This is a genomic window from Roseateles agri (genome assembly GCF_034043675.1).
Taxonomy (GTDB): domain Bacteria; phylum Pseudomonadota; class Gammaproteobacteria; order Burkholderiales; family Burkholderiaceae_C; genus KK5.
The window spans coordinates 1-19862 of sequence record NZ_JAXCLA010000005.1 but is presented as its reverse complement, the minus strand read 5'-3'; the positions used below and the strand labels follow the sequence as shown (position 1 = coordinate 19862).

Annotated in this window: 18 protein-coding genes; 10 read left to right on the top strand and 8 right to left on the bottom strand. The window is 65.1% G+C overall.

Annotated features, from left to right (window positions below):
* Positions 1-41 precede the first annotated feature (41 nt).
* Both SNE35_RS15655 and SNE35_RS15650 read left to right on the top strand, forming a co-directional pair.
* On the top strand, positions 42-638 hold the full coding sequence (locus SNE35_RS15655; RefSeq protein ID WP_320423861.1) for an OmpA family protein: 597 nt from the start codon (positions 42-44) through the stop codon (positions 636-638).
* A 19-nt stretch (positions 639-657) separates the two neighbouring features.
* Positions 658-1716: a hypothetical protein gene (locus tag SNE35_RS15650; RefSeq protein WP_320423860.1), complete on the top strand. Its 1059-nt coding sequence runs from the start codon at positions 658-660 to the stop codon at positions 1714-1716.
* 8 nt (positions 1717-1724) lie between these two features.
* Here SNE35_RS15650 and SNE35_RS15645 read toward each other — a convergent pair whose 3' ends face one another.
* Together SNE35_RS15645 and tsaE are read right to left on the bottom strand one after the other, a co-directional pair.
* On the bottom strand, positions 1725-3122 hold the full coding sequence (locus SNE35_RS15645; RefSeq protein ID WP_320423859.1) for an N-acetylmuramoyl-L-alanine amidase: 1398 nt from the start codon (positions 3120-3122) through the stop codon (positions 1725-1727).
* Entirely contained in the window at positions 3119-3628 is a 510-nt protein-coding gene (gene tsaE / locus SNE35_RS15640; protein ID WP_320423858.1) for a tRNA (adenosine(37)-N6)-threonylcarbamoyltransferase complex ATPase subunit type 1 TsaE, read from the bottom strand. The genes SNE35_RS15645 and tsaE overlap by 4 nt, the downstream gene beginning before the upstream one ends.
* Positions 3629-3676: 48 nt before the next feature.
* Between tsaE and queG the strand changes: the two genes are divergently transcribed.
* On the top strand, positions 3677-4735 hold the full coding sequence (gene queG / locus SNE35_RS15635) for a tRNA epoxyqueuosine(34) reductase QueG (RefSeq protein ID WP_320424356.1): 1059 nt from the start codon (positions 3677-3679) through the stop codon (positions 4733-4735).
* Here queG and SNE35_RS15630 read toward each other — a convergent pair.
* On the bottom strand, positions 4698-5594 hold the full coding sequence (locus tag SNE35_RS15630) for an AEC family transporter (protein ID WP_320423857.1): 897 nt from the start codon (positions 5592-5594) through the stop codon (positions 4698-4700). The two genes, queG and SNE35_RS15630, sit on opposite strands and share 38 nt — an antisense overlap.
* A 24-nt stretch (positions 5595-5618) precedes the next feature.
* Between SNE35_RS15630 and xerD the strand changes: the two genes are divergently transcribed.
* From xerD to aceA, 4 genes are all read left to right on the top strand, one after another.
* On the top strand, positions 5619-6524 hold the full coding sequence (gene xerD, locus SNE35_RS15625; RefSeq protein ID WP_320423856.1) for a site-specific tyrosine recombinase XerD: 906 nt from the start codon (positions 5619-5621) through the stop codon (positions 6522-6524).
* 135 nt (positions 6525-6659) lie between these two features.
* Positions 6660-9014: a TonB-dependent receptor gene (locus SNE35_RS15620; RefSeq protein ID WP_320423855.1), complete on the top strand. Its 2355-nt coding sequence runs from the start codon at positions 6660-6662 to the stop codon at positions 9012-9014.
* 39 nt (positions 9015-9053) lie between these two features.
* A complete protein-coding gene (locus SNE35_RS15615) occupies positions 9054-9656 on the top strand; it encodes a MarC family protein (RefSeq protein ID WP_320423854.1) in 603 nt (200 codons plus the stop codon).
* Between the two features lie 246 nt (positions 9657-9902).
* Positions 9903-11201 carry an isocitrate lyase gene (aceA, locus tag SNE35_RS15610; protein WP_431312754.1) on the top strand — a complete coding sequence of 433 codons (1299 nt, stop codon included), beginning with the start codon at positions 9903-9905 and terminating at the stop codon, positions 11199-11201.
* A 99-nt stretch (positions 11202-11300) separates the two neighbouring features.
* On the opposite strand, the gene SNE35_RS32095 is transcribed toward aceA, so the two are convergent.
* Complete coding sequence (locus SNE35_RS32095; protein ID WP_431312753.1) at positions 11301-11435, bottom strand: kelch repeat-containing protein; 135 nt, start codon at positions 11433-11435, stop codon at positions 11301-11303.
* Here SNE35_RS32095 and SNE35_RS15605 point away from each other — a divergent pair.
* Complete coding sequence (locus SNE35_RS15605; protein WP_320423853.1) at positions 11426-13663, top strand: putative bifunctional diguanylate cyclase/phosphodiesterase; 2238 nt, start codon at positions 11426-11428, stop codon at positions 13661-13663. The genes SNE35_RS32095 and SNE35_RS15605 overlap by 10 nt on opposite strands.
* A 7-nt stretch (positions 13664-13670) precedes the next feature.
* Here the strand turns inward: SNE35_RS15605 and SNE35_RS15600 are convergent, their stop codons facing one another.
* Positions 13671-14588 (bottom strand): LysR family transcriptional regulator, encoded by a 918-nt coding sequence (locus SNE35_RS15600; RefSeq protein ID WP_320423852.1) that lies wholly within the window; start codon positions 14586-14588, stop codon positions 13671-13673.
* Positions 14589-14690: 102 nt separating this feature from the next.
* On the opposite strand from SNE35_RS15600, the gene SNE35_RS15595 reads away from it, so the two are divergent.
* Positions 14691-15920: an MFS transporter gene (locus tag SNE35_RS15595; RefSeq protein ID WP_320423851.1), complete on the top strand. Its 1230-nt coding sequence runs from the start codon at positions 14691-14693 to the stop codon at positions 15918-15920.
* A 300-nt stretch (positions 15921-16220) separates the two neighbouring features.
* On the opposite strand, the gene SNE35_RS15590 is transcribed toward SNE35_RS15595, so the two are convergent.
* From SNE35_RS15590 to SNE35_RS15580, 3 genes are all read right to left on the bottom strand, one after another.
* Complete coding sequence (locus SNE35_RS15590; protein ID WP_320423850.1) at positions 16221-16949, bottom strand: AbiV family abortive infection protein; 729 nt, start codon at positions 16947-16949, stop codon at positions 16221-16223.
* A gap of 528 nt (positions 16950-17477) precedes the next feature.
* Positions 17478-17927 carry a DUF695 domain-containing protein gene (locus SNE35_RS15585; protein ID WP_320423849.1) on the bottom strand — a complete coding sequence of 150 codons (450 nt, stop codon included), beginning with the start codon at positions 17925-17927 and terminating at the stop codon, positions 17478-17480.
* Between the two features lie 88 nt (positions 17928-18015).
* Positions 18016-18354 carry a hypothetical protein gene (locus SNE35_RS15580; RefSeq protein ID WP_320423848.1) on the bottom strand — a complete coding sequence of 113 codons (339 nt, stop codon included), beginning with the start codon at positions 18352-18354 and terminating at the stop codon, positions 18016-18018.
* Positions 18355-18704: 350 nt separating this feature from the next.
* On the opposite strand from SNE35_RS15580, the gene SNE35_RS15575 reads away from it, so the two are divergent.
* Positions 18705-19685 carry an integron integrase gene (locus tag SNE35_RS15575; protein ID WP_431312752.1) on the top strand — a complete coding sequence of 327 codons (981 nt, stop codon included), beginning with the start codon at positions 18705-18707 and terminating at the stop codon, positions 19683-19685.
* Positions 19686-19862: the final 177 nt, after the last annotated feature.

Sequence of the window (19862 nt, the reverse complement as noted above, 5' to 3'; positions counted from 1 at the left end):
GCATGCATAACTTTCAAGATACGTGGAGTGAGGGGCACATCGTGAGCAAGATCCTGATCAAGACCCTGACGGGCGCCGTTTTCGTGGCTTCGGCCGTGTTCAGCGTGGGTGCGATGGCGCAGGCAGCCTCCGCGCCGGCCGGCAATCCGGTGCTGAAGGGCTCGCAGGTGACCGAATCGGCGCTGATCGATGCACTGCAGATCGAAGGCCCCGAGGCCGTCGCCGGCGCCACGCGCGGCTTCAAGGCCGCCAACCGTGCCGGCAGCAGCAGCACGCCGGCCCCCAAGCCCGGCGCCGGCAAGGCCAGTCTGCTGATCACCTTCGACTCCAACTCGGCCGCGCTGACGACCGAGTCGCAGGGCTCGCTGGACGTGCTGGCACGCGCGCTGCAGTCCGACGCGCTGGCCGGCTTCTCGTTCAAGGTCGAAGGCCATGCCGACGCCCGCGGCGATGCCGACGCGAACCAGAAGCTCTCGCAGCTGCGCGCCGAGTCGGTGGCCAACTACCTGGTGAGCCACGCCGGCCTGCTGCCCGAGCGCCTGACGCCGGTCGGCAAGGGTTCCAGCGAGCCGATGAACAAGGCCCGCGTCGACGCGCCGGAAAACCGCCGCGTCACGATCGTCACCGTCCGCAACTGATCGTCCCCGCGAGCCCGCCTTGAGCGAGCCGAAGGAGCCGCCGCCAGGCCCTGGCGGTGAGCCCGCCGACGCGACCGCGAACCTGCTGGCACCGCGCCGGCGGCGCCATCGTTCGTCGTCCTCGTCCTCGTCGTCTTCATCCTCCCGGTCTTCACGCTCCCCGCGCCGCCGTTCCAGCAAGTCCAAGCGCAAGCGCTGGATCATCGCGCTTGCCGCCACCGGCGGCACGGCGCTGATCGTGCTGGCGGCGGGGCTGGTGCTGTGGAACTGGCGCAAGCCGATACCGCCGCCGGCGATGCCGGTGGCCAGCCTCGATGAGATCCTGGCGGCGAAGACGGTGCCGGACTGGCTGTGGTGGCGGCTGCGCGAGAACACCGCGGTGCTGGTGCTGGAGTTCCCCTCGCTGATCGAGCAGGGCGAGACGATGAACCGCATGGCCGCCTTCATCGAGAAGCGCGCCGGCCCGCGCGACCGCCTGCTGGACAACGGCGAGCTGGCCGACCTGATCAAGCGCAGCGGCGACAACGCCGCCACCTTCTATTCCGGCCACGACTACACGATGGACCGGCTGGCCCAGTTCTACACCTTGGCCGACCAGGCCGACCAGCCGACCTTGAACGGCCAGGAGCAGCGCCTGCGCGAGAACCTGCTGCGCTGGGGCGTGCTGAAGAAGGAGCTGGACGGCAGCTACCACTCCACCTCGGAGCGTGCGCTGGTGAGCTTCACCGCCGAGCAGCCGGACGACCCGCAGACGACGCAGGACGAGCTGATCGATGCGAAGCGCCGCGAATCGGTGCTGCGCCACGAGCTGAGCCACGGCGAGTACTTCACCAACAGCAACTACCGCCAGCAGTGCTGGGAGTTCTGGCGCAAGGGCCTGACCGAGAACGAGCGGCAGATGTTCCGCAAGTACCTCGGCAGCCTCGACTACGACCCCGGCAACGAGGAGCTGATGGTCAACGAGACCCAGGCGGTGCTGATGCACACGCCGGACACGCGGGCCTTCAATGCGCAGGACCTTGGCGTGTCGGACGCGGAACTGGAGCGCCTGCGCGAGCGCTTCCGCAACACCAAGTAGCCGGCCGGTTACGAAATGACCCGGTGCCGCGCCAGCGGCGGGTTCTTGGCGAAGTAGCGGGCGATGCCGGTGGCCAGCGCCTCGACGAGCTTGTCCTGGTAGGCCGGGTCGCGCAGCTTGGATTCTTCCTCGGGGTTCGAGATGAAGCCGGTCTCGACCAGGATCGAGGGTACGTCCGGCGCCTTCAGCACCGCGAAGCCCGCCTGTTCGACAGCGCCCTTGTGCAGCTTGCCCACGCCGCCGATCTGCTTGAGCACTTCGCCGCCGAGCTTCAGGCTGTCCTTGATCTGCGCGCTGGTGCTCATGTCCAGCATCGCGCGCAGCACGCCTGCGTCCTTGACCGCCACGCTCTTGTTGACGCCGCCCACCATGTCGGCCGCGTTCTCCTTGTCAGCCATCCAGCGCGCGGCGGAGCTGGTGGCGGCGCCGTCGCTGAGCGCGAATACCGAGGCGCCCCGCGCCTTGGGCGTGATGAAGGCGTCGGCATGGATGGAGACGAACAGGTCGGCCTGCACGCGGCGCGCCTTGCGCACGCGCTCGCCGAGCGGCACGAAGAAGTCCGCGTCGCGGGTCATCATCACGCGGATGTTCGGGTTGCTGTTGAGCCGCTCGCGCAGCTTCAGCGCTACCTGCAGCACGACGTCCTTCTCGTGCAGGCCCGAGGGGCCGCTGGCGCCGGGGTCCTCTCCGCCGTGGCCGGGGTCCAGCGCGATGACGATCAGGCGGTCGAGCTTGGCCTGGGTGGTGCCGATCACCAGGGGCGGTGCCGGCGGAGACGCAGGTGGGGCCGATGCGGCGGCGACGACAGGCGGTGTAGGCGGCAGCGGCGGCGCCGAGGCCGGCGTCACGCTCGGCAGCGGTCGGTCGATCTTGCCGATCAGCTCGCCCAGCGCGTCCTGCACCGATTGAGCGGCCTCGCGCTCGGCCGCGTCCTTCTCGCGGATCAGCGCCAGCAGCGGGTCCACCTCGACCTTCGGGTACAGGTCGAACACGAGCCGATCCTTGTAGGCCGCGACCGGTCCGAGCGTGAAGATCTGCGGCGCCACCGGCTGCTTCAGGTCGAGCACGATGCGTACGACTCTCGGCGTGTTCTGGCCCACGCGCACGCCGGCGATGAAGGGGTCGTCCGCCTTTACCTTGCCCAGCAGTTCGCGCAGGCCGGCGCTGAGTTCCAGGTCCTCGATGTCGATGACCAGGCGCTCCGGCGATTCGACCAGCAGGTGCTTGGCGACCAGCGGCCGGTCGGACTCCAGCGTGACCCGCGTGTATTCGTCGGCGGGCCAGACCCGCACGGCGATGATGCTCGGGCCTGCACCGGTGGCAGCCAGCAGCTGCGGCGCCTTCAGCACCAGTGCCAGCGCGCCCATCGACTTCAGTGCCTTGCGGCGCTCCCCCATCGTCTTCATTCCTGACCTCCCAAGCCCTGCAGCAAGACCTGGCCCCGTTCGGTGCCGGCCACCAGCTTCACGCTGCGGCTCTCGTCCTCGTTGACAGAGAGCCAGATCTGCAGGTCCGCGGCAGGCAGCATGCCCGCCGCCTTTTCGGGCCATTCGCTGAGCTTCAAGCCCGGCGCAGTGAAGATGTCGCGAAAGCCCGCGTCCTCCCATTCGCGCGGGTCGGCGAAGCGGTAGAAGTCGAAATGGCTGACATCGCCCTCGCCACCCCAGTCGCGCAGCGAGTAGCTTTCCAGCACGGCGTAGCTCGGGCTCTTGATCCGGCCGGTGACGCCCAGGGCGCGCAGCAGGTGCCGCACCAGGCTGGTCTTGCCGGCACCGAGCGAGCCGTGCAGCTCGATGCTGGCGGTCATCAAGCCCGGTCCATTGGAAAGAACACGTGCCAGCTCGCGGGCGAAGGTTTCGCAGGCGGCTTCATCGGGCCACAGGCGGGTTTCTACAATCGGCAAATGGGGCATCCGCGAGAAAATCGAGAAGTAGTCAGCAATATCGACACGCAGGTGCTGATGGACGACCTGCGCAAGTGGGCGCATGAGCTGGGATTCTCACAGATCGGCGTGGCCGGCATCGATCTCGCGTCGGCCGAGGGCGGTCTGCAGGCCTGGCTGGAGGCGGGCTTCCACGGCAGCATGCACTACATGGCGGCACACGGGCTCAAGCGCGCGCGGCCGGCGGAGCTGGTGCCGGGCACCTTGCGCGTGATCACCGCGCGGATGGACTACCTGCCGCGTGACGCGGCGGACGACTGGCAGGCCGTCGAATGGCGCCGCGTGGGCGACCCGCAGCACGCTCAAGTGTCGAGTTATGCCCGCGGGCGGGACTATCACAAGGTGCTGCGCTCGCGGCTGCAGCAACTGGCGGATAGGCTGGCCGATGAGCTGGGCCCCTTCGGCCACCGCGTGTTCACCGATTCGGCCCCCGTGCTGGAGGTGGAACTGGCCTCGCGCAGCGGCATCGGCTGGCGCGGCAAGCACACGCTGACCCTGCACCGCGAGGCGGGCTCGATGTTCTTCCTCGGCGAGATCTACGTGGACCTGCCGCTGCCGCCCAGCGAACCGGTGACGGCCCACTGCGGCCAATGCAGCGCCTGCATCGACGCCTGCCCGACGCAGGCGATCGTCGCGCCCTACCGCGTGGACGCGCGGCGCTGCATCTCCTACCTGACGATCGAATCCGACGAGGCTATCCCGCTGGAGCTGCGCGAGGCGATCGGCAACCGCGTCTACGGCTGCGACGACTGCCAGCTCGCCTGCCCGTGGAACAAGTTCGCGCAGAAGGCGGTGGTGGCCGATTTCGATGTGCGGCCTGAACTGGCGCGCGGCGACCTGCTGGAACTCTGGGGCTGGAGCGAGGCCGAGTTCTTGCGCCGCATGGAAGGCTCGGCAATCCGCCGCATCGGCCACGCACGCTGGCGGCGCAATCTGGCGGTGGTGATGGGCAACGCGCTGCGGGCGGGCGAGCGGCCCGAACTGCGCCAGGTGCTGGAAGCGGCCTTGCCGACGGCCTCGCCGCTGCTGGCCGAGCACATCAGTTGGGCGCTATCAGCAGCCACAACGGCAGGCTGAGCATGCCTATCAGGGTCGACAGGGTGACCAGCCCGGCGACGAAATCGGCCCGGCCGCCCATGCGTGCGGCCAGCACGTAGCAACTTGAAGCCGTCGGCACGGCCGAGAACATCAGCAGCAGCAGGCGCTGCGGTGCCGGCAAGTGCAGCAGCGCACCGAGCGCCAGCGCTATCAGCGGCAGGGCGAGGTGGCGGATGGCCATGAAGCCGGCCGCCAGCCGCGGCCACTCGCGCAGCGCGCCCAGGCGCAGGCCCGCGCCGACGGCCATCAGCCCCAGCGGCAGCGAGGCCTGGCCGATGCGGTGCAGTGTCAGCGTCACCGGCTGGGGCAAGTGCAGGCCGGCGACGTTGCAGATGAGGCCGCCGACAGTCGCGATGATCAGCGGATTGCGCGCCAGTTCCTTCAGGTAGCCCTGGCCGCCATGCCGCGCCAGCGGCCAGACGGCAGCCACATTGCAGATCGGCACGCCCAGCGCGATCAGCAGCGCGACCCAGGCCACGCCCTGCGCGCCGAGCAGGCGTTCGGCCACGGCCAGCGCGATGAAGGAGTTGAAGCGGAAGGCCGTCTGCGCGCCGGAGGCATGGGCCAGCGCGTCGACCTTGGGCAGCAGCTGCAGCGCATAGGCCAGCGCGATGCCGGTGATGCAGACCAGCACGCCGCCGATGGCGAGGCTCGTCGTGCTGCCCGGATCGAGCGGCGTGTGCACGACCGAGTTGAACAGCAGCACCGGGAACAGCAGGTAGTAGACGAGCCGCTCGGCGGCCTCCCACACCGGCCGGTCCAGCGCCGTCCAACGGCAGATCGCGAAGCCGCAGAGGATCAGCAGGAAGTCGGGGAGCAGGAGCAGGGAGTTGGACATCAGGGCACAGAGTATCGTTGCGCCGTGACCACGACCCTTGAACAGAACCCCAGCACCCCGGCGATCGACGCCTTCATCGAGACGCTGTGGCTGGAAGACGGCCTCTCCCGCAACACGCTGGAAGCCTACCGGCGCGACCTGAACCTGCTGGCGGCCTGGGCGGCCGGGCAGGGCAGGGCGCTGGACCAGTGCGGCGAGATCGACCTGCAGGCCTATGCGATGACGCGCCAGCAGGACAAGGCCACCAGCGCCAACCGTCGGCTCAGCGTGTTCAAGCGCTACTACCGCTGGGCCCTGCGCGAGCAGCGCATCACGCAAGACCCGACCCTGCGGCTGTCCAACGCCAAGACGCTGGCGCGCGATATCAAGACGATGTCCCAGGCGCAGGTCGAGGCGCTGCTGGCCGCGCCCGATGTCGAAACCCCACTGGGCCTGCGCGACCGCGCGATGCTGGAGCTGATGTACGCCAGCGGCCTGCGCGTGACCGAGCTGGTGACGCTGAAGAGCGTGCACGTGGGCTTCAAGGAGGCGATGCTGCGCATCACCGGCAAGGGCGACAAGGAGCGCATCGTGCCCTTCGGCGAGGAGGCGCACGCCTGGCTGATGCGCTATCTGCGCGAGGCCCGCGGCGCACTGCTGGGCGGGCAGGTGAGCGATGCGCTGTTCGTCACCCAGCGCGGCGAGGGCATGACGCGGCAGATGTTCTGGGTTATCGTCAAGAAGAACGCGCTGGCCGCCGGCATCGCGCGGCTGCCGTCGCCGCACAGCCTGCGGCACTCGTTCGCCACGCACCTGTTGAACCACGGCGCGGACCTGCGCTCGGTGCAACTGCTGCTGGGCCACGCCGACCTTTCGACGACGCAGATCTACACGCACGTGGCGCGGGAGCGCCTCCGGACGATCATGCAGGCGCACCATCCGCGCGCCTGATTGGGCCGTGTGCGGCTCGGTCTGGTGCGAAAGTCGCACAAAGGCAACGCTTCTGCCTTTGTGCGGTGCGCGCACTTGTGGCTTTGCACGGTTCTGAGCAGCATCCGCGGATTAACAAATCCGGGAGAGCTTCCGATGTTCGACAAGAGCCTGATTGCCGCCGCCTGCCTGATCGTCCTCTCTGGCCAATCGCTCGCCCAGCAGACGGATAGCAGCGTGCTGGACACGGTGGTCGTCACCTCGCAGAAGCGCACCGAGGAGGCACGCAAGGTGCCGTTGAGCGTCTCGGCCATCAGCGGTGAGTCGCTGAAGGAGAACCAGATCCTGGACGTCGGCGACCTGACGCGCAACGTGCCGAACATCTCGTTCAGCGGCCAGAGCGGGTCGGGGCCGGGCCTGTCGAACATCGAGATCCGTGGCGTCAGTTCCCAGGCCGGCTCGGCGACGGTGGGCGTCTACCTGGACGACGTGTCCTTGACGACGCGCAACCTCTACAGCCAGGGCACGGCCGAGCCGCGCTTCTTCGACCTGGAGCGGGTGGAGGTGCTGCGCGGTCCGCAGGGCACGCTGTACGGGGCGGGATCGATGGGCGGCACGCTGCGCTTCATCAGCAAGCAGCCCGACCTGAAGCTGTTCAGCGGCGATGTCAGCGCGGAGATGTCGAGCACCAGCCATGGCGGCACCAACTGGACGGCGCAGGGCGTGCTGAACGTGCCGCTTGCCACCGGCACGGCGGCGCTGCGCATCGGCGTGCAGACGGGTCACGACAGCGGCTATATCGACCAGGTGGATCCGCAGTCGCTGAAGGTGATCGACAAGGGCATCAATAGCAACGACTGGTCGGTGCTGAGACTCTCGGCCAAGGTGAAGTTCAACAACGACTGGTCCTTGACGCCCGCGCTGTTCTACCAGCACAACAAGAGCCATGACATCGACGCCGCCTACCTGACCGTGGGCGACTACCAGCAGTACAACGCCGGCGTACCGCTGGCGCGCTTCCAGACCTCGAAGATCGTGCAGGAGCCGGGCGACGACAAGCTGACCGTGCCCTCGCTGACGCTTAACGGCGACCTGGGCTTTGCCGACTTCACCGGCGTGGTCAACGGCTACAAGCGCAAGTTCAACCGCATCCAGGACGGCACCAGCGTCAACAGCAGCTACATCGGTTCGCTGATCACGAATACGGCGGTGGCCGATGTCGTGAGCTATCTACCGTCGGATGTGTACCTGAACAACAAGATCGACCAGGTCTCGGTGGAACTGCGTCTGGCTTCGAAGGACTGGACGCCCGGCAACGGCCTGCCGCTGACCTGGGTCGCGGGCTTCTTCAGCGCGACGACGAAGACCGATGTGGTCGACAGCGAGCCCGTCTTCGGCATCACCAAGGCCTTCACAGACAAGGGCGCCGACATCAACGACCTGTCCAACTGGAGCGACGACTCCGGCATGTACGCCGGCGCCTTCCCGAACGACAACAGCTACTACTCGGCCCGCCACTACAAGACGAAGCAGAACTCGGTGTTCGGCGAGCTGACCTGGCACTTCAGCCCGGCGCTGCGCTTCACCGCGGGTCTGCGCTATCTGCGGTCGAGCGAGAACTTCCGCCGCGAGGGCGATTTCTTCTTCGCCGGTGGCCCGTCGACAACGCAGATCGACAGCAAGGCCAACAAAGCCACGCCGCGTTTCGCGCTGAGCTGGGACGTGAGCGAAGACACCTCCCTGTACGCCAACGTGGCCGAGGGCTTCCGCCTGGGTGGCGCGAACCGGCCGATTCCGATCTACGCCGGCACGCTGGCCGACCTGGCCACGCTGGGCCTCACCGAGGCGCCGGCCACCTTCAAGCCCGATACGCTGCGCAGCTACGAGATCGGCAGCAAGTCGCGCCTGTTGGGCGGCAAGGTATTGCTGGACTTGTCGGCGTATCACATCGATTGGAAGAACATCCAGCAGGACGTGGGCCTGCCGACGACGGGCTTCGACTTCGAGACCAATGTCGGCCGCGCGACCAGCGATGGTCTCGAGATCGACCTGAAGGCCCGCGTGACCCCGTCTCTGACGGTCAGCGCAGGTGGCGGCTACAACCGTGCAGTCTTCGCCGAGAACGTTCCCGCGCTGGGCACCGACGACGACGGCAACCTGAACGTGCGCAAGGGCGACCGCATCCAGGGCGTGCCTCGCTACAGCTTGCACCTGGGCGGCGAGTACCGTTTCGCACTGGCCGGCATCGACTCGGTTGTGCGCCTGAACGGCCAATGGACCGGCGACAGCCACGGCTCACTGTTCCGCGGCGACACCGACTACAAACGGCCGGGCTACTTCACGGCCGATGCGAGCTGGGGCATGAACTTCGAGAAGTTCGACTTGAACCTGTTCGTCAAGAACCTCGGCAACAACCACACGGTGCTGCAGCAGCCCAATGTGCAGTACGTGACCGAGGCGTTCTATCTGCGCCCGCGCACGATCGGCGCGACGCTCAGCGCGAGCTTCTGATCGCGGATCGATCGAAAACGCCAGGGACAATCGAGTCCCATGGACCACACCTTTCTCTCAGCCTTCATTCTTCTGCTGCTGGTGCTCGACCCACTGGGCAGCTTGCCACTGTTCATCTCGATCATGAGCCAGGTGCGGCCCGAGCGCCGCACCATCATCGCGATCCGCGAGGTCGGCATCGCCTTCGCCGTGCTGATGGCCTTCATGTTCGGTGGCGGCACCTTCCTGGAGGTGATGCACCTGTCCGAGCGCTCGCTGGAGGTGGCCGGCGGCGTGATCCTCGCGATCATCGCGACGCGGATGATCTTCGGCGGTGCCGGCGAATCGGCCTACGGGCTGGAGCCGGGCCGCGAACCCTACATCTTCCCGCTGGCCGTGCCGCTGTTCGCCGGCCCGTCGGCGATGGCCACGGTGCTGCTGCTGGCCTCGCGGCAGCCGGAGCGCATGTGGTCGTGGATCGGCGCGCTCAGCGCGGCGATGGCCGTTTGCGTCATCGTGCTGCTGCTGGCGAGCCGCATCCGCAAGCTGCTGGGCGACTCGGTGATCTCCGCCTTCGAGAAGCTGATGGGCCTGGTGCTGACGGCGGTGGCGGTGGAAATGGTGCTGGCGGGCCTGAAGCGCTACTTCATCGGGGGGCTCTGATCCGCACGCCTCCACGATGCGAAATGAACGTTTCATATCGTGGAGTGCGGCCGTTGTGCGCCGCCACAAAATTTCTCATGATGGTGAAATTGATTTCGTAATCCAGAATTTTTAAATTAACTTATTGATTTTTAAGGATTAAATTTTCAGTCTTATATAAGACATAAGTCTCCCGCTGCACAGGATCGGCGACTAAATTTGATTCATCGATTCACCCTCTTTTTGACCTAGCAGCAGGAGATGACCATGACGAGCTTGACCCGTGAACAGCAGATCGCCGCCCTTGAGAAGGACTGGGCCGAGAACCCGCGCTGGAAGGGCGTGAAGCGCGGCTACAGCGCCGCCGACGTGGTGCGCCTTCGCGGCTCGCTGCAGATCGACCACACGCTGGCCAAGCGCGGCGCCGACAAGCTCTGGAACCTGGTCAACACCGAACCCTTCGTCAACTCGCTCGGCGCGCTGACCGGCAACCAGGCGATGCAGCAGGTCAAGGCCGGCCTGAAGGCGATCTACCTCTCCGGCTGGCAGGTGGCCGGCGACGCCAACAGCAATGGCGAGATGTACCCCGACCAGTCGCTGTACTCGGTGGACTCGGTGCCCAAGGTTGTCAAGAAGATCAACGCCACCTTCGCCCGCGCCGACCAGATCCAGTGGAGCGAAGGCAAGGACGATATCGATTACTTCGCACCGATCGTGGCCGATGCCGAGGCCGGCTTCGGCGGCGTGCTGAACGCCTTCGAGCTGATGAAGGCCATGATCGAAGCCGGCGCCGCGGGCGTGCACTTCGAAGACCAGCTCGCCGCCGCCAAGAAGTGCGGCCACATGGGTGGCAAGGTGCTGGTGCCGACGCGTGAAGCGGTGTCCAAGCTCGTGGCGGCCCGCCTGGCTGCCGACGTGATGGGCGTGCCCACCGTGCTGCTGGCCCGCACCGACGCTGAAGCCGGCGACCTGATCACCACCGACGTGGACGACAACGACAAGCCCTTCTGCACCGGCGAGCGCACCGTCGAAGGCTTCTTCCGCACCCGCAATGGTCTGGAGCAGGCCGTCAGCCGCGGCCTGGCCTACGCACCGTTTGTCGACATGATCTGGTGCGAAACCGGCAAGCCCGACCTGGCCTTCGCCAAGCAGTTCGCCGACGCGATCCACGCCAAGTTCCCCGGCAAGCTGCTGGCCTACAACTGCTCGCCCTCGTTCAACTGGAAGAAGAACCTGGATGACGCGACGATCGCCAAGTTCCAGCGCGAGCTGGGCGCGATGGGCTACAAGTTCCAGTTCATCACGCTGGCCGGCTTCCACAGTCTGAACTACTCGATGTTCAACCTGGCCTACGGCTACGCGCGCAACAACATGAGCGCCTTCGTCGAGCTGCAGGAAGCCGAGTTCGCCGCGGCAGAGAAGGGCTTCACCGCCGTCAAGCACCAGCGCGAGGTCGGCACCGGCTACTTCGACGCGGTCACGACGACGATCGAGCGCGATGCCTCCACTGCCGCGCTGAAGGGCTCGACCGAAGACGAACAGTTCTTCGAGGCGAAGCACGGCTGATCGTCCGCGCGCCAGGAAGTTCGAAGGCCCAAGCCAGCAATGGCTTGGGCCTTTGCGTTTCGGCGAGCTGCGCAGCCGCGCGGCGCGTAGGTGGATTGCCTACGCGATTGCCCGGAATCCCTGCACCGCTTGAACCAGAGACGTCCACTGTCCAGCGCGCGGGTCAAAGACGAAGATCACATTCGAAAAGGTGATCGAGTTTTGACCCAAGCCAGCAGGGATGCATGAACACACGAGCGACTTTCATCGAGCCGGTCCCAGCGAATGTGCTCGCATTGCGCGGAATGGTGCCGGCAGATGTCGAGATTCGCGGTCTGCAGCGCCTGTGGCAGCGCGTTCGACTGCTCTGCTTCAGGAGGACCGACGGCCCAGGCAGCGGGATGAGCATTCGATCTCGGCTGCTGCTGGCTGTAGCGGCATCTTGCGCGGCGGTGATGCTCCTGACTGCGGCCGCCGTGGCTGTCCTCTACCGCTCCATTGAGGACGCTGCAAAGCTGGAGGCAAAAAACCTGGCGAAGTCCGTGGCGCTGGAAGCGGCGACGAACCGGAGGTCGCTTCAGTCGCTCGTGCAGGGGATCGATGCCCTGTACCGACGCGACCTGTTCATCCTCGATCGCCGGCATCAGACACTCGCCGACATCATCCCGGAGGAACTGGGCAGTTCCTATGCGCACGATCACGGCGAGATCGAGGCCACGATGGTGGACGGCGAGCCTCGTGAATTTGTCGAGCTGAGCAGCCAGCATCCCGATGGGGCTGCGCTGATGGCCGTGCCCATGCGCCGGACGGTGGACCCCGAGTCGCCGATTGCCGGCGTCGTCGTGCTCGAGTTCACGAGCATCGAGCGGCAGCTTTTCAAGGCGGACGTCTGGGGCCTTTATGTGGTCGGCCTGCTCGGCCTGGCCACCGTGATTGCGGTCGGTGCGTTCGGCTATCGGGCGGCCAACCGCTTGTCGCGTGGCATCCAGGGCGTGCGATCGGGCGTGCTGGCATTCGCGAGCGGCGACACCTCGGTTCGCATCGAGGCCTCGGCCGCCGATGAGGTCGGCGATCTCAGCCGAGCGTTCAACAGGATGGCCGACGAACTGGACCAGCGACGCCGGGAGCTGATGCTGGAGGCCAAGATGGCGCGCCAGGCCGCCCACCAGGCCGAGATCCTGGCGCACACCGACGTGCTGACGGGATTGGCCAATCGCACCCAGCTGGCGAAGCTGATGGCCCAGACCTTGACCGAGGCCAAGCGGGACAAGCACAGCGCCGGGGTGCTGTTCATGGACCTCGACCGGTTCAAGAACATCAACGACACCCTGGGGCATGAGGCCGGCGACATGGTGCTCCGCGCCGTGGCTGAGCGCCTTCGCATGTGCCTCGGACCGAACGAGTACGTCGCTCGGCTCGGCGGTGACGAGTTCGTCGTCGTGGTGGGCACGGTCGAGACGCCGAAGGCCCTGGCCTGTGTCGCGCGGCGCATCCTGACGGCCGTGGCCCATCCGGTCTATATCGGCAGCCAGGAGCTTCGCGTCACCTCCAGCATCGGCATCAGTGTGTTCCCGAGGGACGGCAGCGAGCAGCAGACGCTCAAGAAGAACGCGGACATCGCGCTCTACCGAGCCAAGGAAGAAGGGCGCAACGGCTACGCCTTCTATTCGCCGGACCTGAATCCGCATTCCATCGAAAGACTGGCCTTCGAATCCGAGCTGCGCCGCGCGATCGGACAAGGACAGCTCTCCGTGCACTATCAGCCCAAGGCGGAGCCGGGTAGCGGGCATGTCAGTGGCGTCGAAGCGCTGGTGCGCTGGATTCATCCGACGATGGGCAATGTGCCGCCTTCGCGTTTCATCCCGATCGCGGAAGAGACCGGCCTGATCGTCGAGCTGGGCCGCTGGGTTCTCGAGCAGGCGTGCCGCCAGCAGGTCGCATGGAAGACCAGTGGGATCGCGGACGTGGTGATGGCGGTGAACCTGTCGATGCGGCAGTTCAACGATCCAGGCCTGCTCGATGACGTGCGCCGGATCATCGATGAGACGGGCATCGCACCCGATCAGCTCGAACTGGAGATCACGGAAAGCCTGCTGATGCACAACGTCGCGTCGGGCATGCCACTGCTGCACGAACTCAAGCGCATCGGGCTCCGGCTGGCGGTCGATGACTTTGGCACCGGGTACTCATCGCTGGCGAACCTGAAGCGATTCCCGATCGACACCTTGAAGATCGACCGAGCCTTCGTGAACGACCTGGAGGGCAACGACGAGGATCAAGCCATCGTGCAGGCCATCCTCTCGATGGCCCGATCTCTCGGCCTGCGCACCGTGGCCGAGGGTGTCGAGACCTCCGCGCAGTGGGACTTTCTGCGCGATCGTGCATGCGATGAAATTCAGGGATTTCTCTTCAGCCGCCCGATGCCCGCGGACGCGCTGGTCCCACTGCTTCGTGCCGCTCAGGCAGCAGCACTTGTCGAGTGAATGCCCATCACGTCAACGCACGCTCCCAGGACGGTGTCTCACCGAGCTTCTCGGCCATGAAGTCGACGAAGGCCCGCACGCGTGGCGGCACCAGGCGACGCTGCGGCATCAGCGCATGGATACCCGTATCCGGCAGCGCATAGTCGGGCAGCACCACCTGCAGGCGGCCGGCACGCAGGTCATCGCAGATGTGCCAGATCGAATGCAGGGCGATGCCCAGGCCCGCGACGGCTGCGTCGCGCAACAGTTCGCCTTGATTCGAGTCGATGCGGCCATCGACCTGTACGGTGCTCGTCTGCCCATCCGGGCCGGTCAGCTGCCATTGGTCGCTCCGGCCCTTGCGGCCCATCAGGATCAGGCATTGATGGGCGCTCAGATCCTGCGGGCTTGCCGGTGCGCCATGACGGCGCAGGTAGTCGGGTGAGGCGCACAGCACTCGCCTGTTGCTGGCCACGCGCCGAGCAATGAGACTGGAGTCGTGGAGCGCGCCGATGCGGATGGACAGGTCGAAGCCTTCGGCCACCAGGTCATGCTGCTGGTCGTCCAGGTCCACACTGATCTTGAGCTTGGGGTGGCGGGTCAGGAACTCGGGCAGTAGGGGAGAGATGTAGAGGCGACCGAAGGTCGACGAGGTGGTCAGCCGCAAGGTCCCGGCGATGCCGGAGCCCGCCTCGCGCAGACCCGCGGTGAGCGCGTCCAGATCGTTGATCAGGGCGCGCCCCTGTTCCGCCAGCACGAGGCCCTCGGGCGTCGGGTGGAGCCGACGCGTGGTGCGCTGGAACAGGCGCACGCCCAGGTCCGTTTCCAGGCGTTTGAGCCGCTGGCTGGCCACTGCCACCGACAGATCCAGGCTGCGCGCCGCGGCGCTGATCGATCCGGCATCGAAGACGCGCAGGAACAGGCTGATGTCGGCGGCTCTGTCCATCTATTCTCAATATTTCATTGAAGGTGATTGGCTATTTTGCCGGTTTATCAATCAAGCAGACGAATTCAGACTGGCGCCATCGTCCACTCCGGCCTGTGCTCCATGTCTTCGCCCCCTTCAATCACCGCGGCTTCCTCGTCGGCTGGCCGCTTCCCACCGGCGCTCTACGCCTTGACCGTCGGTTCCTTCGGCATCGGCACGACCGAATTTGTCATCATGGGCCTGCTGCTGCAGGTGGCGGCGGATCTGCAAGTCAGCATCGCCACCGCCGGGCTGCTGATCTCGGGTTATGCGCTGGGCGTGTTCTTCGGTGCGCCGCTGCTGACCGCCGCCACTGCCCGGCTGCCGCGCAAGTTCGCCCTGGTGGCGTTGATGGTGATCTTCACGCTGGGCAATCTCGCCTGCGCGCTGGCGCCCAACTACGAGCTACTGATGCTGGCCCGTGTGATCACATCGCTGGCGCACGGCACCTTCTTCGGTGTCGGTGCGGTGGTAGCCACCAGTCTGGTCGCCGCCGACCGGCGCGCCTCGGCCATCTCGATCATGTTCACAGGCCTGACCGTGGCCACGCTGCTGGGCGTGCCCGCCGGAGCCTCGCTGGGCCTGCATTTCGGCTGGCGCGCCAGCTTCTGGGCGGTGACGGCCGTCGGCGTGCTCGCGACGGCTGTTATCGCCTGGTGGGTGCCTGCAGATGAAGGCGAAAGGCCCGCCACCTCGGTCCGTGAGGACTTCAAGGTGCTGGCCCGCCCGCAGGTACTGCTGGGCCTGCTGGCCACGGTGCTGGGCTTCTCCGGCGTGTTCACTGTCTTCACCTATATCCAGCCGCTACTGACGCAGGTGACGGGCTTTGCCGATGCCACGGTCTCCCTGGTGCTGCTGGTCTTCGGCGTCGGCATGATCGCCGGCAATCTGCTGGGCGGCCGGCTTGCGGACAAGCGCTTGGTGCCCACGCTGCTCGGCTCGATCGCAGTACTGGCGCTGGTGCTCGCTGCGATGGGATTCGTGCTGCACACGCAGCTTGCCGCGATCATCTTCGTCGGCCTGCTTGGCATGGCCGCTTTCGCCATCGTCTCGCCCTTGCAACTGCGTGTACTGCAGAAGGCCGAGGGCGTCGGTCAGAGCCTGGCCTCCAGCCTCAACATCGCCGCTTTCAACCTGGGCAACGCCCTGGGTGCCTGGGTAGGCGGCTTGGTCATCGTGCACGGGCCCGGCATGGAAGCGCTGCCCTGGGCGGCAGCTTTGCTGACTGTTTCGGGCGGCACGGTGGCTTGGCTGAGCGTGCGACTTGATCGGCCTGGAACACGGCGGGGCGTGGCCTCGTCCTGGGCTTGAGGGCCGAGTCGGCTGATCCGTTACCCGTGCGAGCGTGCGAAGCACTGACCGCTCGTGAGAAGAAAAAAGCGCCTCAGTAGTTGATCTACTCAGGCGCTTGATGGTTTGTGATCCGTCGTGAATCACTGAGCCGGGGGCACTTGACTGACGTCGGGGGGTACTTTGGCGAACCGAATCGAGTCTCGGAAAACGCAGGTGATCCTGAGCACTCAAGCTCAGACAGTGGATTCAAGCGAGAAGTGGAATTTGCATCTTCTAGTCGGACATTTGCCGCTTAGCACGGCTCTAGGGGTTTGGGCGTCACGGCTCCGCTCTTGTGGCCTCTGTCTGCTGGAACTGGACGCCCTTCTGAAAGTAGTCGCGGTAATGGGTCACCCATATTTTCGCCGTATCGGTCTGTCCTGCCTCCAAGTGGAACAAGAGGAATGCAGCGAAGTCGGCAGTGTTCGTCATTGCCGTCAGCTTGTCCGGGCGAATTTCAAACAATGCGTTATGTGTGCGGCTGTACGTCGATGGGGGTGTCTCAGCAAGGAATGCCGCCGTTTGCTTCCAGATTTCGACACTGAGGCGTACGCAGTTTCCAGCGACTTCTGGCTTAACCACTTCGGAGGGCTGGTGGATCCCGGAACCGTCGAACCGAATGTCCGAATACATCGATGGCTCGCGTCCGCGCTGAAGGGCGACGATCACTTCAACCAGTTTCACGATTTCTTCCCTGGGGTTGGACATACGGCGGATCCAGGGTAGGAGCGCAGAATTCAGTTTCTGGTGATGGTCCGCGATGCTTTTCTGCAGCCGATGGACAATTGCGGGATTCGACAGATCACGGCCTCGCCCTTCATGCGTCGTATATGCCTTGCCACATTCCTCAATGGCGGCGACTGCCAGGAAGTACGCCCGAGCGTGATGACCGTGCGCCAGGAGCAGACCGGCCTCCTGCGTTAGCTGCTCAGCATTCGACAGGGCTGCCGCCGTGTAGTCCTTCAGCAGGGCGTCACTGAGCGGGTGGACGGGTGTAGTTGTCTTCACGGCTGCAAGGGGGGGCGCTTTTGTGGCGATCCGATCCTGACGTTCGTCGAGGTACGCTGGCATTGCTAGAGACAAAGAAAAAGCCCAAGCTGTTGATTAACTTGGGCTTTTTGGACGCTTAGACACAGCGTGAAACGGGTAAGTGGTGGAGCCGGGGGCAATTGAACAAAGGCCCGTAACCCGCATGGAATCTTGGTTCTGAAAAATTCCAGACTGAGAGTTACCCTGAAAGTTACCCGGTCTGCGCGCCGCGAGCGCCGTTTGATTCCGACAAAACCATTGTCGAGCGTGGCAATTTTGTTGTAGCCGACGTCTCGCGGGCCGGCGGGTCGGCCCGATCCGCCATCGCTAAGCCCAAGTTGACTTTCGCAGATCTGAGCCCAAGACGCGGGGCGGGCTTGGACCTCCGAGATCTGCTGTCGACCCGTTGCGGTCCTAGAACTGTTCGAATCGGACGGCCCAAAGCCGCCGTTCAACGTTCAAATTCAGCGGCGCCGTTAGGCGTCCGCGGGAATGCAGGGTCGGACGTCATTGTGCAGACCTTGAGTGGAACTCTCGCAAGGCATTCCACTCGGGGTCAAGAAAACTGGCAATCTCTAGCGGATGCTCTTCATGCCCCCGGAGATCTTGATTCAGTGAACCCATAAACGCGTCGGTGTCCGCGGCGTAGTAGCGCCACTCTTTCCTGCCGGCTCCGGTAATGGAAACAGCCTGAAATGCAGTTCCGCGCGCCTCTGTACCCGATTCAAGCGCATCCTCGAATCTTTGCATTCGCCTATGTGTGTCGGAGTCCGGCATCCCCGACTCCTCGGACTCATAGCGCCAAGTGACGATGATCAACTTGCTGAATAGCTCTTGGTCAGCCAGCGAGGGTAGCGTAGACCGCATTCGAACAATGTGATGCGCTCCGTCAATCTGACCTTGACCGACCTCCCAGTCGTCGGTTTCAAAGATGTTTGGTGCCGGACTATGGTTCATTATTGTGACGTCCAACGTTTGAATTCAGCGGCGCAGCTAGGCGTCCGCTGGAATGAATGGTTGGCCCTGCAAGGGGACTCTAGACGGATCATGGATGGACGTACTTGCCGATCATGCCAACAACAAAGACAAGCCAGCCCAGGCCAATGATGATCCAGCCGGCTTTGGCAAATCGCCCGGGCTCAGTGATGTGATTCCTGGTGAAGGGGAGGCAAATCCACATCCAGTTCACCGGATCAAAACAGCCTCCGAGGCAACAGATTGAAATGCCAAACAGCTCGACGGACTGGAAGGACTTGCCGCGAGACCACAGTTGGAAAGCATGGTCTGCTAGAACGCCGCTGACGGCAAGCATGGCCAGCCCTGCAATGACTTCGAATGCAACGACTCGCGGCAGCAACTCTCGCGGACCTGGTGCGTCTGACATGGCGGAAGCCGATGGCTGCAGTGCGGGCTAACGTGTTGTAGGGGGACAGGCGTGTCCGTTTATCACGGCGCGGCGTCCGCTTATCACGGCACCACCCCCTTGGCCGCAGGCCGCGTCAGGCTTGAGTTTGCGCTGCATCATGTATATTTATACAGTAGTATCAGATCCGCCAAAAGCGGCACCTTCAGTTTGACAGCCTGACCGGGATCACGGCCTCGTGGTTGACCTGGCGGGTGGGTGCACGCCGACGATTGGAGGCAAGCATGTCGACTCCGTCAATCACCCTGGCAGGGGATCGTCCTCTCGCTGCTCGCGGCCTTCTACGTCCCCAGCAGCCGCCATTGCCACCCTTGCAGTCGGCCAAGCTCCTTGACCAGCTTCGGGAGCGGATCCGCTATCTGCACTACAGCCGCCGCACCGAGGATGCCTATGTGCATTGGTGCCGGGCCTTCGTCCGGTTCCACGGCGTTCGCCATCCCGCCGAGATGGGTGGCGCTGAGGTCGAAACCTACCTCACCTGGCTCTCGAATGAACGCGGCGTCGCCTCCTCGACGCATCGGCAGGCCTTGTCAGCGTTGCTCTTCCTGTACGGCAAGGTCCTGGGCGTCGACTTGCCGTGGATGGCCGAGATCGGACGGCCGCAGGTCATGCGCCGCGTGCCCGTGGTGCTGAGCCAGGCTGAAGTGGTGGCAATCCTGGATCACATGGAGGGCACCCACCGTCTGCTTGCGCAGCTTCTCTATGGCACAGGTCCGCGGATCAGCGAGGCGTTGCAGCTTCGAGTCAAGGACCTGGATTTTGCGCACGGCGCGGTCATCGTCCGCGAGGGCAAGGGCGCGAAGGATCGCGTGGTCATGCTGCCGCAGAGCCTGGTGCCAGGGCTGCACGACCAGCTCAATGCGGCTCGATCGCTGTGGACGCACGATCAGGCGGAGGCTCGCGGCGGCGTGTTCATGCCAGACGCCCTTGAGCGAAAGTATCCACGGGCGGGCGCGTCCTGGGCATGGTTCTGGGTGTTTCCTCAGGCGGAGCATTCCACGGACCCTCGCAGCGGCGTGGTTCGGCGGCACCACCTGTACGACCAAACCTTCCAGCGCGCCTTCAAGCGTGCCGTAACGGCGGCCGGATTGACCAAGCCGGCAACGCCACACACGCTTCGACATGCCTTCGCGACGCACCTGCTGCAGGCCGGCTACGACATCCGCACGGTGCAGGACTTGCTCGGCCATGCCGATGTCGCGACGACCATGATCTACACCCATGTGCTGAAGGTGGGCGGCGGTGGGGTACGCAGTCCGATGGATTCGTTGGCGGCACGACCCAGGCCTTGAATCAGAACCGAACGAGCTACCTGACAGCAGCCGCTGGCGAGTGTCTGGAGATGTTTAGGTTTGTCCGACACCTGCCCGTCGCGGCAGACAGCTCGCCGCGGTACACCGACCTGAGGGCAGGTGTTGGGTAAACCTCAAGGGAGGAAACCGCGGCGCACGTGGTGGTGCTTGTCGAAG